The organism is Mesorhizobium sp. M0909, assembly GCF_040319515.1.
GTDB lineage: Bacteria > Pseudomonadota > Alphaproteobacteria > Rhizobiales > Rhizobiaceae > Mesorhizobium.
Map to the genome: position 1 here is coordinate 1 of NZ_JAMYOA010000003.1, position 14,419 is coordinate 14,419.

At 62.4% G+C, this 14,419-nt stretch carries 14 protein-coding genes; 7 read left to right on the forward strand and 7 right to left on the reverse strand.

Translation table 11 applies throughout. From position 1 onward, the window contains the following. Positions 1–581 precede the first annotated feature (581 nt). Positions 582–1,055, reverse strand: coding sequence for a phosphatidylglycerophosphatase A family protein (locus NKH83_RS04580; protein WP_352802274.1), 474 nt, complete (start codon positions 1,053–1,055; stop codon positions 582–584). A gap of 273 nt (positions 1,056–1,328) precedes the next feature. Between NKH83_RS04580 and NKH83_RS04585 the strand changes: the two genes are divergently transcribed. The 3 genes from NKH83_RS04585 (at position 1,329) to NKH83_RS04595 (ending at position 2,937) form a co-directional block, all read left to right on the forward strand. Next, complete coding sequence (locus tag NKH83_RS04585) at positions 1,329–1,955, forward strand: CDP-alcohol phosphatidyltransferase family protein (RefSeq protein ID WP_352647135.1); 627 nt, start codon at positions 1,329–1,331, stop codon at positions 1,953–1,955. 68 nt (positions 1,956–2,023) lie between these two features. Then, a complete protein-coding gene (locus NKH83_RS04590; RefSeq protein WP_352802729.1) occupies positions 2,024–2,458 on the forward strand; it encodes an antitoxin Xre-like helix-turn-helix domain-containing protein in 435 nt (144 codons plus the stop codon). Beyond that, complete coding sequence (locus tag NKH83_RS04595; protein WP_352802276.1) at positions 2,455–2,937, forward strand: RES family NAD+ phosphorylase; 483 nt, start codon at positions 2,455–2,457, stop codon at positions 2,935–2,937. The genes NKH83_RS04590 and NKH83_RS04595 overlap by 4 nt, the downstream gene beginning before the upstream one ends. Before the next feature lie 43 nt (positions 2,938–2,980). On the opposite strand, the gene NKH83_RS04600 is transcribed toward NKH83_RS04595, so the two are convergent. The 6 genes from NKH83_RS04600 to NKH83_RS04625 form a co-directional block, all read right to left on the reverse strand. After that, complete coding sequence (locus NKH83_RS04600) at positions 2,981–4,009, reverse strand: LLM class flavin-dependent oxidoreductase (protein WP_352802278.1); 1,029 nt, start codon at positions 4,007–4,009, stop codon at positions 2,981–2,983. A gap of 12 nt (positions 4,010–4,021) precedes the next feature. Then, positions 4,022–4,372, reverse strand: coding sequence for a hypothetical protein (locus tag NKH83_RS31590; protein WP_502895550.1), 351 nt, complete (start codon positions 4,370–4,372; stop codon positions 4,022–4,024). An 18-nt stretch (positions 4,373–4,390) separates the two neighbouring features. Continuing rightward, a complete protein-coding gene (locus NKH83_RS04610; protein WP_352802280.1) occupies positions 4,391–5,533 on the reverse strand; it encodes a DegT/DnrJ/EryC1/StrS family aminotransferase in 1,143 nt (380 codons plus the stop codon). Positions 5,534–5,785: 252 nt separating this feature from the next. Next, complete coding sequence (locus NKH83_RS04615) at positions 5,786–6,709, reverse strand: carbohydrate kinase family protein (protein ID WP_352802282.1); 924 nt, start codon at positions 6,707–6,709, stop codon at positions 5,786–5,788. Then, positions 6,706–7,152, reverse strand: coding sequence for an RbsD/FucU family protein (locus tag NKH83_RS04620; protein ID WP_352705729.1), 447 nt, complete (start codon positions 7,150–7,152; stop codon positions 6,706–6,708). The genes NKH83_RS04615 and NKH83_RS04620 overlap by 4 nt, the downstream gene beginning before the upstream one ends. 2 nt (positions 7,153–7,154) lie before the next feature. Next, entirely contained in the window at positions 7,155–8,384 is a 1,230-nt protein-coding gene (locus NKH83_RS04625; protein WP_352802285.1) for an ROK family transcriptional regulator, read from the reverse strand. A gap of 266 nt (positions 8,385–8,650) precedes the next feature. Between NKH83_RS04625 and NKH83_RS04630 the strand changes: the two genes are divergently transcribed. From NKH83_RS04630 to NKH83_RS04645, 4 genes are all read left to right on the forward strand, one after another. After that, positions 8,651–9,628: a sugar ABC transporter substrate-binding protein gene (locus NKH83_RS04630; protein ID WP_502894341.1), complete on the forward strand. Its 978-nt coding sequence runs from the start codon at positions 8,651–8,653 to the stop codon at positions 9,626–9,628. 154 nt (positions 9,629–9,782) lie between these two features. Further along, entirely contained in the window at positions 9,783–10,844 is a 1,062-nt protein-coding gene (locus tag NKH83_RS04635) for an ABC transporter permease (protein ID WP_352479482.1), read from the forward strand. Between the two features lie 2 nt (positions 10,845–10,846). After that, on the forward strand, positions 10,847–11,629 hold the full coding sequence (locus tag NKH83_RS04640; protein WP_352479483.1) for an ATP-binding cassette domain-containing protein: 783 nt from the start codon (positions 10,847–10,849) through the stop codon (positions 11,627–11,629). A 175-nt stretch (positions 11,630–11,804) separates the two neighbouring features. Continuing rightward, a complete protein-coding gene (locus tag NKH83_RS04645; protein WP_352802287.1) occupies positions 11,805–14,273 on the forward strand; it encodes a glycogen/starch/alpha-glucan phosphorylase in 2,469 nt (822 codons plus the stop codon). Positions 14,274–14,419 lie beyond the last annotated feature (146 nt).

Below are 14,419 nucleotides of genomic sequence, written 5' to 3' on the forward strand. Positions count from 1 at the left end.
CCTCGTTGAAACGATCGAGGCAACCGAATGCAACAACTACTTCGCAAACGCCGGCTACGCTTCCGTCAAAACGTGAAAGACTCTAGGACTGACCTCGCTTTGCCTTGGAGCTTTATGCGTGCGGACTATTCGCTTCGGTCACATTGGCCGGCGGGGCGGCTGGACAAGCTGAAAGCATGGCCGTGACGGCCCTTTATACGCTTCTGAGTATACGTAGCGGCGGTGCCGCCTTGGTCAGGCCGGACAGCTTTATCGCGTGGCGGTCACCGCACGGTGTGCCTGATCCCGTACAGGTGCTGATCGAAACACTTGACGGGTTTGGTTTCCGCACGCAGGCACACGAACACCATCGGTGAGCGCGCGGATACCTGCTGCATTCTGGCACGCCGATGTCGTCGCCGGGAATGCGGGCGATGCCAAGGGTGCAGACGGCCAGCGCACGAAGCCCGGCCGGTGCGACTTCCTTGCCGATCCCATCGCCTGGAATGGCCGCGATCCTGTGGCTTCGCATCGTTCCGGTCTCCCCTTGTGGCGCTAAATCCGATGGCCCCACCGTGGCCTTGGCAGACCGAATGTCGCCATTACCGCAAATGGCCAATCAAGCCGTTCAGCAGGAGCAGCAACGCCCCAGCGACGACAGCCGCGGCCGCGTCGTCCAGCATAATGCCGGCCCCACCCCTTACCTTGTCATGCATGATACGGATGGGCCAAGGCTTGACGACGTCGAAAAACCGGAAAGCGAGGAAGCCTGCTGCCCACCAGAGTGGGTCGATCGGAAGCATGGAAAGTGTCAAGGCGGCGCCGAAGGTCTCATCGATGACGACGATCTGCGGGTCCTCCGTCCCGGTACGGGAGATGACATGCGACGACGCCCATACGCCGACGGCAAACAGGGCCGCATAGGCAAGCGCGGTCAGCCACGGCGATGTGGGTATCAGAGCGGCGGCAACAGCCACTCCAACCATTGCGCCGGCCGTGCCCGGCCATACTGGAGACAATCCCGCGCCAAGAGAGGTCGCGAGCACGTAGGCGAACTTGGGTGGAAATTTATGCATCGAGTTCCGCCGGCTTTCCGAGGATGGCAAACAATCATAGTCACATCGTTCGGGTGCGACCGCCAGACCGTCGGCCGATCTGCTCCGTCAGCCTGGCGAGCGCCTTAATCCGCCGGCCGCATCCGCCAAAAAGAAATCGCTGTTGCCGCCGGTTGCGAACGTTGCTGAGCCAGTTCTCCGTCTGCGTTGACCAAGTCGAACGGTGGCGACGGTGGAACAAACCCGCAAATTGCTGGTAAAGCTCGGTGAAACGACATCATCAGAGGAGCCGCCATGATCGCCGGTCTCATGAAAAGTCGCATCGACCCGCTATGGGAGCAGGCCGCCTCTCCGCTGATCGGGATCGGCATGACGCCGAACCAGGTTACGGCCAGTGGGCTCGTGCTAGTCGCTTTGTCGTCGGCGGCCTACGTCTATCACCATTCAAGCCTTGCCTTTGGCCTTTGCCTGGCGTTTGCCTTCACCTTCGATGCGCTGGACGGTGCTGTCGCCCGCCGAACAAATATGATCACCAAGGCCGGTGGCTATTTCGACGCTGTCGTCGACCGCTATCAGGAATTGGCCGTCTTTGCGGCTATCGGCTGGGTCGCCGATCTGTGGGCGATCGCAATGTTCGCGTTCGCCGGCGGGATACTCACAAGTTACGCCAAGGCGCGGACGGCGCTGGAAATCCCTGTGGAAAACCATGGTTGGCCGGATTTCTTCGAGCGGATGGAACGTCTGGTTTTCATTTGCGTGCTGCTCGCCGCCGACGGAGTCGCGGCCGCCCTGGGCGCGGCATCGCCCTGGATTCTGGCGGGTGGGTTCGCGCTTTACGCAGTGCTGGCCAACGCCACAGCGCTGCAACGGATCAGTCGCGCATTCACGATGCTGAAACGAGCCGACGGAAAGCAGCCGTGAGACTGCAGCCCACTTGCGCGTAGTCTCACATGAAGGTATATCATGCTTCACATGAGGAGGCAGTGATGATGCTGGCGTTCGGAAATGTCGCCGACGTGCTGGGCTTGCCGCCCAAGGAAACGGCTGCACGGTCGCCATTCGGGCTGATGGCTCGAATTGAAGACGGATTGCCCATCGGCGCGCTCGAACGCGTCTCACAATTGCTGGCACCGGCCGATGCCCAGTTCAAATATCGCCTCGTTCCAAAGGCAACCTATGAACGTCGCAAGAGGGGTGCTCTTCGACTGTCTTCGGAAGAGGGCATGCGGGTGGCACGAGTTGCTCGTGTATGGGACTTGGCCCTCGACGTCTGGAAGGTCGAAGATAAGGCTCGTGACTTTCTATTTCGGCCTCATCCCATGCTGGAAGACCGGCGCCCGATCGAAATGGTCATCCAAAACGAGATCGGCGCCGAGCTGGTGATCGATATCCTTGCAGGCCTGAAGTACGGCACCGCCGCTTGACGGCGCAGATACTCGACCGGACGCTGCTGTGCTTCAGGATCGGCGATCCTGCCGGCCCTTATCCGATCTTTGACGCGACGGGCTCGACGATTGCGCCCGGCCGCTGGAACACGCCCGGCAGCCCGGTGATCTACGCCAGCGAGCATTATTCGACTGCCTTGCTGGAAAAGCTAGTGCACGGCAGCGGCAGACTGCCGCCCAACCAGCACTACGTCCAGATCATGGTTCCGCGCGGGCTGAGCTACGAGACCTTTTCTCAGCCGTCGCTGCCGGGTTGGGACGTAATGCCGGCAAAGGTGAGCAAGGAATTCGGTGAGACTTGGTGTATCGAGCGCCGCAGCGCGATCGTAATCGTACCAAGCGTCGTGGCTCGCCTCGACAACAACGTGTTGATCAATCCGGCCCATCCGGAGTTTGCCTTGATCACAGCCAGCCTGCATCAGCCCGTGTATTGGGACAGGCGGCTGTTCGGTTCCTGAGCGGGGCCGGGAGGGGAGGTTCCTGCCTCCTGCGGTCGATTGCTCAAACTCGCCAGCGCCAGCCCAAGCCCGGAGCGACATGGGTCAGGATTGCCTCGATGACATGGGCATTGTAGTCGACGCCGAGTTGGTTGGGGACGGTAAGCAGCAGCGTATCGGCCTCGGCGATGGCTTCGTCGCCCTTTAGCTGCTCGATCAAGACGTCCGGTTCGGCGGCATAGGAGCGGCCGAAGACGGCAAGCCTGTCTGCCTCGATATAACCGAAATGATCTCCGCTTTGGTTGCCGCCGAAATAGGCCCGGTCGCGATCGTCGACCAAAGCAAAAATGCTCCGGCTGACCGACACCCGCGGCTCGCGCGTGTGTGCGGCCGCCTTCCAGGCCTCACGAAAAGCCCGGATCTGTTCGGCCTGCTGGATGTGAAACGGCTTTCCGCCCTCGTCGAATTTGAGGGTGGAGCTCTGCAGGTTCATCCCCAGTTTCGCCGCCCATTCAGCGGTGGCGTTTGTGGCGGCGCCCCACCAGATGCGCTCGCGCAGGCCCTCCGAGTGCGGCTCGACGCGAAGCAGGCCAGGCGGGTTGGGAAACATCGGCCGCGGGTTGGGCTGCGCAAAGCCTTTGCCCAGCAACACTTCGAGCAGCACTCCGGTGTGTCTGCGGGCCATGTCGGCATCGCTCTCGCCCTCTTGCGGGGCGTAGCCGAAGTAGCGCCATCCCTCGATTACCTGCTCCGGCGAGCCGCGGCTGATGCCCAGCTGCAGACGCCCTCCGGCGATTAGGTCGGCGGCGCCGGCGTCCTCCGCCATATAGAGCGGGTTCTCGTAACGCATGTCGATCACCGCCGTGCCGATCTCGATTCGGCTGGTCTTCGCCCCGACCGCTGCCAGCAGCGGGAAGGGCGAGGCGAGCTGGCGCGCGAAGTGATGCACGCGGAAATACGCGCCGTCCGCACCCAGCTCCTCGGCCGCGACGGCCAGCTCGACGGACTGCAAAAGCGCATCGGCTGCCGTCCGCGTCTGCGATTGCGGGGAGGGCGTCCAGTGCCCGAACGAGAGGAAACCAATCTTCTTCATGAAATAGCCAGCCTAGAGGGAAGACAGGTGCAGACTATGCTTCGACGCAGAGCAAAGCATCCCGAAATCGGTACCGACGGCCCAGTTTGAGGTGAACGGTCCGTTGTTGATCAGCGATGCCGTCAATGGCGAGCCTGTTGCCGGCGCGAGCGCATCTAGGAAGGCGCCGCGAATGCGAGGCACTATCGCGATGAGGAGCAACAGCGGCCCCATCCATTTAAAATGGGTTCCAAAGTTGGTCCACCATGCCTGCCGTTGGCCGGGGCGAGCTTGAGAGGGGTCCGAGAAAAATCCGAAGCCAACGCCAGCCATCCACAACCCGGCGCAGAACATGATGAACTCGTCGATGTAATCCGCGACCACGCTTCGAAGCTTTCGAATTTATGCCGCCGCTACATGCGCCGAATTCGAGCCGATATAGTTACGGATCGTTTCGATGATCCGGTCCTGGTCAGCCTCGCTCAGATAGGGATGCATCGGCAGGCACAGGATGCGCTTCGGCAGCTCTTCCGAAACGGCAAGGCCGGTCGGCGTGCGCGGATAATCGCGATAGGCAATCTGGCTGTGCAGCGGTTTCACATAGTAGATGACCGACGGAATGCCCTTTTCACCGAGATGTGCCTTGAGCCCGTCGCGTTTCGGCGTTTCGATGGCGTATTGCGCCCAGGCCGAGCGGCCGCCGCCCAGATTGCGCGCCGCCTTGACGATATCGCCCAGACCTTCGGCATAGCGATTGGCGACCGCTTGCCGCGCCACCATCTCGTCCTCGAGGATGGCCAGCTTCTCTATCAGGATCGCCGCCTGAAGCGTGTCGAGCCGTGAATTGATGCCGACGCGGACATTGTCGTATTGCGTTTCGCCCTTGCCGTGAAAGGCGAACGAGCGCAGCTGTTCGGCCAGCGCATCGTCATTGGTGAACATCGCACCGCCGTCGCCATAGCAGCCGAGCGGCTTTGCCGGATAGAAGCTGGTCGAGCCGACGGTGCCGAACGAGCCGCACATCTTGCCGTCGGCCGAGCCCCCGGTCGCCTGCGCCGCATCCTCGATGACCATCAGGCCTTCGCGATCGGCGATGGCCATGATCGCCTCGTAATCGGCGGCGAGGCCGAACAGGTCGACGGGAATGATTGCCTTCGGCCTCAGCCGGCCTTCCGCCTTGATCATGGCGATTGCCGCCTCGAGGCTGGCGGTGTCGATATTGTAGCTGTCGGCATCGACATCGACGAACACCGGTTCGGCCTTGGTCAGCGCCACCACTTCGGCCGTGGCGGCGAAGGTGAAGCTCGGCACGAACACCGCGTCGCCTGGGCCGATGCCGGCGGCAAACAGCGGCAACAGCAGCGCATCGGTGCCGTTGGCGCAAGCGACCACGTGCTTGGTGCCGATATAGGCGGAGAGCTTGTTTTCGAATTCAGTGACCTGAGGTCCGAGGATATAGCGGCCTTCGTCGACGACCCGGTCGATTGCCGCTTTCAGCCTGTCGCGGATGCGTTCGCGCTGCGCGCCAAGATCGATGAACTGCATGTCGGCCTCAAACGGTTTAGTCAGATAACCGGCCGCTGGTAGCAGACTTGGCACGGCCGAGAAAGCCGCAGGGCAAAACCCTGAATTGCTCAAATGTCGCAGCCTGTTACCGCTGACTTCCGACCTGCCCTCTTAAACGCGGGGAAATCCGGGCTTCGGCCGGCTCGATATGGACCTTCACAGCCCGTCCCGCCGGGTCGACGAAACATAAAGTGATCGCGGCAGACAGTCCTTGAGCGTGTTGCCAGCCGGTCAGGCGATTTCATGCCGCCATGGCGGGTTGGCGCCGGCCCGCGAGACCGTCACAGCCGCGGCTTTCGCGCCGAGCGTCAGCGCCTTATGGATGGCTTCTTCCGGCAGGCTGGCGATTGCCGTCTTCAACAACAGGCCCTGTTCGTGCAAGGAGGCAAGGATGCCGGCATTGAATGTGTCGCCGGCGCCGACCGTATCGACCACCTCGACCTTGTCCGGCACGACCGTGACCCGGTGCCGGCTGCTGTAGCCGACTGCGCCCTCGCTGCCGTGGGTGACCACGATCAGCTTCGGGCCGCGCTCCAGCCAGTTGCGCACGACGTCCTCATGCGAGCCGGCTTCGCCGAACCAGTTCAGATCCTCGTCCGACAATTTGACGATGTCGGCCATCGCCATCATGCCGCGGATGCGCCTGAGGTGCTTGGCCTTGTCGGGAATGAAGTTTGGCCGGATGTTGGGGTCGAGCATCATCACGCGGCGCTCATGCTCGCGTCGCATGAACTCTTCATAGGCCGACCCGGCCGGCTCCGAGATCAGGCTGATGGCGCCGAACAGCATGGCCTCGATCTCGCTGCCGAGTTCCGGCAGGTCCTCGATGGTCAGCATGCGCCCGGCGGTGTTCTCGTCGTAGAAGGTGTAGGTCGCCTGGCCGTTGTTGAGCCGCACGAAGGCGAGCGTAGTCGGGCGCGGCGAGGTGTGTGCATAGGTGGAACTGACCTTGCTGGCTCCCAGTGCCTCCCTGAGCTGGCCCCCGAACAGATCCGACGACAGGCCGGAGAAGAAGGCAGCGGGCGCGCCGAGCCGGCCAAGCGCAATTGCCGAGTTGAAGACGGCACCGCCGACATAGGGCGCAAAGGCCGACTCGCCCTCCGTCGTGGTCCGCGGCAGCATATCGATCAGGGCTTCGCCACAGCAGAGGATCATGAAGTCTTGCTTTCCGGCGGATAGATCACGCCCTTGCGAATGATGATGTTGGCATAAAGCCGCGGCTCGCTCGTCGCGACAATTGCGTGCGCGGCCTTCACCCGTGCATAGAAGTCGGCGCCGGCAAGCGCAACCACCTTGCGGCCCGGCGCACGCCTGGCGCAGATCGCTTCCATCTCATGGTGAACCGGATCGGCGAGCAGGGGATCGCCTTTGGCCGAGGCGCGAAACAGCGCCTGCGGCACGGCGTCGTCGACCGGCAATACGCTCAATACCGCATCGAGCACCGGGACGAGATGATGACCGTCGGCGCGGATCAGCCGCTGTGCCTGCTGCTCGGCCGGGTAGTTGCCGTCGACCAAGGCGATCTCGTCGCCATGGCCCATGGCGCGCAATATCGCCAGAAACTCCGGGCCGAGCAGCGCCGGGATGCCGATCAGCATGCTCAGAAGCTCCGGGAAATCGTGGTCGAGCCGATGAGGAAGCGCTCCGACAGCGGCAGGCTGGCGCCACCCAGCGCCCGCGCATGGATGCCGACGGTTCCCTCACGAATGGCCGGCAGCCTCAGGCCCTCGCCGTCGATCCGGCCGATGGCCTGGATGACGGCATCGACAAGCCGCCTGCGCACGGCAAGCGGCATCCACCCGTCGATCACCGCGGCTTCGAAATCAATGACGGAGGACGCCGAAACGATGGCATAGGCGAGCGCTTGCGAGGCGCTGGCGATCCAGTCGTCGAGCTCGGCGCCGATCTCGCCCCAGTCCCCTGGTGATGTCCACAGATGCGAGGCCTCGATGCCGCGCGCGTTGAGCGCCTTTTCCAGCATGGCGATCGACGCCACGTCGATCAACTGCGTCGGCTTGCCGTCCGGCCCGGGCACCGGCATCGAGCCCAGCGCGCCGGCATTGCCGGTTGGGCCGCCAAACAACCGGCCGTTCAGCACGATGCCGCCGCCGGCAAAGGCGCCGATGTAGAAATAGACGAAATCGCGTGCCGCACCTGCCGCGTGACCGAACACGAGCTCGGCACCGCAGGCCGAGGTGGCATCGTTCTGCAGATAGACTGGAAATTCGCATTGCGCCTGGATGTCGGCGCGGATGTCGCGATGGCGCCATTCGTCCATGATTTCGCGCGGCGCGCCCGCGGTATCGGCCCAGTTCCACAATTCGAACGGCATGGCGATGCCAAGCCCGGCAATGCGCTTGTCTTGCGCCGGGGTGAGCTCGCCGCGCATCTTGTTCATGCCGCCTGTGACGAATTCCACCGTCTCGCGCGGGGCAGGGTAGCGGTAGGAATGCTGCAGCATCGAGCGTACGTTGCCGAGGAAATCGATCAGCACCAATTCGGCGCTGCGGCGGCCGATCTTCAGGCCGATGAAATAGGCACCGTCGGGATTGAGCGCCATGGGTATCGAGGGCTGGCCGATCTTGCCGCGCAACGGCGCCTGGCGGACGAGCAGGTCGTCGTCCTCCAACTCGCGCATGATCACTGAGACCGTCTGCGCCGAAAGGCCGGTCATACGGGCAATGTCGGATTTGGCCAGGCTGCCATGCTGGCGCACCAGCGACAGCACCAGCCGCTCATTGTGGTCCCGCATGCCGCTTTGATTGGTGCCGCGGTGCAGACGGCTTTCGGCCGCATTGGGCGAACCGTGCCTCGTAACGCCGGTCTCCACCCTGTTCCTCCGTCGTTTCCCCTCAATGCTTTTGGTCTAGAGTGGGTGAACAATCCTGCGTTGTCAATAATAAATAAGAGTGATTTAATTATTGACAGTGCTGGCGGACTGGTGTCTCTTGGGATCGGCGCCGATGCTGGGAGATTTCGTCGGACGCGCTGCAGATGTCGGTTGGCCGGCATCCTAAATGGTTCCATGGGAGGAAAATCGTGACCACGTCAAAACTGTTGAAATCCACCGTGTTCGCCGCGGCCGGACTGAGCCTGATGGCCTTTGCGTCGACGGCATCGGCCGCCGGGGTCGGCGCCTGCTTGATCACCAAGACCGACACCAATCCATTCTTCGTCAAGATGAAGGAAGGTGCGACGGCCAAGGCCAAGGAGCTTGGCGTCGATCTCAAGACTTACGCCGGCAAGATCGACGGCGACAGCGAGAGCCAGGTTGCTGCAATCGAGAGCTGTATCGCCGACGGCGCCAAGGGTATTCTCATCACCGCGTCCGATACCAAGGGCATCGTGCCGACGGTGAAGAAAGCGCGGGACGCCGGGCTGTTGGTGATCGCGCTCGACACGCCGCTTGATCCGATCGATGCGGCTGACGCGACCTTCGCGACGGACAATCTGGAAGCCGGCAAGCTGATCGGCGCATGGGCCGCCGCGACACTCGGCGATAAGGCCAAGGATGCCAAGATCGGCTTCCTCGACCTGACGCCGTCGCAGCCGACGGTGGACGTGCTGCGCGACCAGGGCTTCATGATGGGCTTCGGCATCGACGTGAAGGACCCCAACAAGATTGGCGACGAGGACGACCCGCGCATCGTTGGCCATGACGTGACGAACGGCAATGAAGAGGGCGGCCGCAAGGCGATGGAGAACCTTCTGCAGAAGGACAACACCATCAACGTCATCCACACCATCAACGAGCCGGCAGCTGTCGGCGCCTACCAGGCGCTCAAGGCCGTCGGTCTCGAAAGCCAGGTGCTGATCGTCTCGGTCGACGGTGGTTGCCCCGGCGTGAAGTCGGTCACCGAAGGCGTGATCGGCGCTACCTCGCAGCAATATCCGCTGCAAATGGCGGCGCTCGGCATCGAGGCGATCGCCACTTTCGCCAAGGACGGGACGAAGCCGAAGCCGACCGAAGGCAAGAACTTCTTCGACACCGGCGTCAACCTTGTCACCGACAAGCCCGCCAACGGTGTGAAGTCCATCGACACCAAGGAAGGCCTCGCCAAGTGCTGGGGCTGAGGCTGGCCTGACCGGCAACAGATCGCGATCGGCCGGGGCTTGATCCCCGGCCGCTCAGGGTGGACGATGTGCCGGTCTAAACGCAAATAGTCCCGGCGGCAGACCGGAAGGCGTGGACGGCGTTGGCTCTTGGCTGAAGCCCAGGGGAGGAAACATGTCTCAAGCACAAGAATTCGAAAAAGTTCTATCGAGCAGCGACACAAGCGTCGCCGCGTTCGACGAGCATAAATCGGCCGTCAAGCGCGCCCAGCATTTCCTGCATTCCACGCCGGCAGCGGTGCCGCTGATCGTGCTGGTTCTCGCGATAATTATCTTCGGCATCACCATCGGCGGGCGTTTTTTTTCATCCTATACGCTGACGCTGATCCTTCAGCAGATTGCCATTGTCGGCATTCTGGGCGCCGCGCAGACGCTGGTGATCCTGACCGCCGGCATCGACCTGTCGATTGGCGTGATCATGGTGATTTCGGCTGTGATCATGGGCAATTGCGCGGTCAGCTACGGTATGCCGGCCGTGCTCGCGGTGGCAATCGGGCTTGTCGCCGGTGGCGCATGCGGCCTGCTCAACGGGGTGCTGGTCGCCTACATGAAGCTGCCGCCCTTCATCGTGACGCTAGGCACCTGGAACATCGTCATGGCTACCAACTTCATCTACTCGGCCAATGAGACGATCCGCGACACCGACGTCGACGTTCAGGCGCCTCTGCTGCACCTGTTTGCCTTGAGCTTCAAGGTCGGCACGGCCGTGCTGACGCTTGGCGTCATTGCCATGGTCGTTCTCGTGTTGGTCCTCTGGTACGTGCTCAACCACACCGCGTGGGGCCGCCATGTCTACGCGGTTGGCGACGATCAGGAGGCCGCGAAACTGTCGGGCATCCAGACGAAGAAGGTGCTGGTGACGGTCTATGCCCTTGCCGGGCTGATCGCCGCCTTCGCAGCCTGGGTCTCCATCGGCCGCAATGGCTCGATCTCGCCTTCCGCCGCCGTGACCGACTACAATCTTCAGGCCATCACCGCGACGGTGATCGGCGGTATTTCGCTGTTCGGCGGGCGCGGCTCGATCCTCGGCACGCTGTTCGGCGCCATGATCGTCGGCGTCGTCTCGATGGGCCTCAACATGCTGGGCGCGGATCCGCAGTGGAAGGTGCTGCTCACCGGCGTGCTGATCATCGGCGCCGTGGCGATCGATCAATGGATCAGAAAGGTTTCGGCATAGCCATGACCCAGGAACCCATCCTCACCGCGCGCAGCCTGGTCAAGCGCTACGGTCGCGTCACCGCACTCGACAATGCCGATTTCGATCTCTATCCGGGCGAAATCCTTGCCGTCATCGGCGACAATGGCGCCGGCAAATCGTCGCTCATCAAGGCGATTTCCGGCGCGGTCGTGCCCGATGAAGGTGAGATCCGGCTTGAAGGCAAGCCCGTTGCCTTCAAGTCGCCGATGGAGGCCCGCGAGGCCGGCATCGAGACCGTCTACCAGAACCTGGCTCTGTCGCCGGCGCTGTCTATCGCCGACAACATGTTCCTCGGCCGCGAGATCCGCAAGCCGGGGTTCCTCGGCGAATGGCTGCGCATGCTCGATCGCCCGGCGATGGAAAAGCGCGCCCGCGACAAGCTCACGGAGCTTGGCCTGATGACCATCCAGAACATCAGCCAGGCCGTGGAAACGCTTTCCGGCGGCCAGCGTCAGGGTGTGGCGGTGGCGCGCGCCGCCGCCTTTGGCAGCCGGGTGGTGATCATGGATGAGCCGACGGCCGCACTTGGCGTCAAGGAGAGCCGCCGCGTCCTCGAACTGATCCTCGACGTGAAGAAGCGAGGCCTGCCGATCGTGCTGATTTCACACAACATGCCGCATGTCTTCGAGGTGGCGGATCGCATCCACATTCACCGGCTTGGCCGTCGCCTGTGTGTCATCGATCCCAAGCAGTATACGATGTCCGACGCCGTCGCCTTCATGACCGGCGCCAAGGTGCCGCCGGAAGCGGCGCTGGCAGCTTGAGCAAGAGCTTGAGGCCCATCGCCGAGGAACCTGAACGCGCTGTTTCCAAATGCCAAATTGCCGCAGGGCAACCCGGCTTTCGGTCGCCTGAATCGATTGAACATCCGGTGGGATGCACTAGCATTGGCAGAGATGGTGAAAGCCGCATGATCCTGGCAACGTCACGAGAGGCAGCATGACGCGCGCGATGACAACCGAAGCTCCTCAGCCCACACTCGAAAACCCGGATCCCAAGACACTCGCCGACGAAGTCTTGCAGGCCCTCAAATACAGGGTCGGCAAGGGCACCAACGTTGCAACCCAGTACGACTGGCTCACCGCCTCGATCAAGGTTGTGCGCGACCGCATCGTCGATCACTGGATGCAGGCGACCCAAGAGGCCTACGCCCAGCAGGAAAAGCGCGTCTATTACCTGTCGCTGGAATTCCTCATCGGCCGCCTGATGCGCGATGCCTTCTCCAATCTCGGCCTGATGGACAATATGCGCGAGGCGCTGTCGTCGCTTGGCGTCGACCTCGACATCGTTGCAGCGCTCGAACCGGACGCTGCCCTTGGCAATGGCGGTCTTGGCCGGCTCGCCGCCTGTTTCATGGAAAGCATGGCTACCGTCGATATCCCCGCCCATGGCTACGGCATTCGCTATGCCAACGGCATGTTTCGGCAGGAGATTCATGACGGCTGGCAGGTGGAACTGCCCGAGACATGGCTCGATCACGGCAATCCCTGGGAGTTCGAACGCCGCGAGCGCTCCTTCGAGGTCGGCTTCGGCGGCTCGGTGGAATCGATCACCTCGAAGGACGGCAGGCTCGAGCGCCACGTCTGGAAGCCGACCGAACATGTTCTGGCCGTTGCTTACGATACGCCAGTGGTCGGCTGGCGGGCCAATCGCGTAAATACGCTGCGTCTGTGGTCCGGCATGCCGGTCGACCCGATCCTGCTCGACAAGTTCAACGCCGGCGATCACATCGGCGCGCTCGCCGAAAGCAACAAGGCCGATGCATTGTCGCGCGTCCTTTACCCGGCCGATTCCCACAAGGCCGGCCAGGAGCTGCGACTGAGGCAGGAGTATTTCTTCTCCACCGCCTCGCTGCAGGACATCGTCCAGCGTCATCTCAGCCAGTATGGCGACTTGCAATCGCTGCCCGACAAGGCGGCGATCCATCTCAACGACACCCATCCGGCGATCGCCGTAGCCGAGCTGATGCGCCTGTTGATGGATGTCCACGGCATGGATTTCGACCAGGCCTGGAGCATCACCAAGCGCACCTTCGGCTACACCAACCACACGCTGCTTCCCGAAGCGCTCGAAAGCTGGCCCGTGCCGCTGTTCGAGCGGCTGTTGCCGCGCCACATGCAGATCGTCTACGCCATCAACGCCGAAGTGCTGCTCGAGGCGCGCGCCTCCGACCAGTTCTCGGACGAGCAGATCAGCCGCATCTCGCTGATCCAGGAAAATGGCGATCGCCGCGTGCGCATGGGCAATCTGGCCTTCGTCGGCTCGCACTCGATCAACGGCGTCTCGGCCCTGCACACGGAATTGATGAAGGAGACGGTGTTTGCCGATCTCCACAGGCTCTACCCGGACCGCATCAACAACAAGACCAACGGGATCACACCGCGGCGCTGGCTGATCCAGTGCAATCCCGGCCTCACGACACTCACCCGAGAGGCTATTGGCGACGGTTTCCTCGACGACATCGACGAGATAAAGCGGCTTGATCCTTTCGCCGAGGACGCCGCGTTCCGAGACAAGTTCGCCGCCGTCAAACGGGCGAACAAGACGAGGCTTGCCAATCTTGTTGCCGACCGGCTCGGCATCAAGGTGGACCCCTCGGCGCTGTTCGACATCCAGGTCAAGCGCATCCACGAATACAAGCGCCAGCTCTTGAACATTCTCGAAGCGGTCGCGCTTTACGACCAGATCCGCTCACATCCAGAGCGCGACTGGATGCCCCGCGTCAAATTCTTCGGCGGCAAGGCGGCGCCCAGCTATCACAATGCCAAGCTGATCATCAAACTTGCCAACGACGTCGCCCGTGTCATCAACCGCGACCCCGCGGTGCGCGGCTTGCTGAAAGTGGTTTTCGTGCCGAACTACAATGTCAGCCTGGCCGAGATCATGATGCCGGCCGCCGATCTTTCGGAGCAGATATCGACCGCCGGCATGGAAGCCTCCGGCACCGGCAACATGAAGTTCGCGCTGAACGGTGCGCTGACCATCGGCACGCTCGACGGCGCCAATGTCGAGATCAAGGAATGCGTCGGCGACGACAACATCTTCATCTTCGGCCTGACCACAGAGGAAGTCGCCGAGCGGCGCAACAATGGTTACGATCCGCGCGCCGTGATCGAGGGCTCGCCCGAATTGGCGCAGGCCCTGTCGGCGATTTCATCGGGCGTCTTCTCACCTGACGATCCGGACCGTTATCGCGATCTGATCAACGGTCTTTACCAGAGCGACTGGTTCATGGTCGCCGCGGATTTCGATGCCTACGCCGCCACCCAGCGCGACGTCGATGCCGTCTGGCGCAACAGCCCGGACTGGTACGCCAGAGCCATCCGCAATGTGGCCCGCGTCGGCTGGTTCTCGTCCGATCGAACGATCCGCCAATATGCGAAAGACATATGGCACGTGCCCGCCTGATATGATTGCATGAGACCACGGACAATGTGGTCCTAGTGGAGTGGATTTGACCCTCGCATCCTTTGGAGGGTCAGGCGGCATGCGAATGTCGAATTCAAAACTCCAGTAGAAACATACACTTGGTGCCCCGGGGAGGATCACTGCCT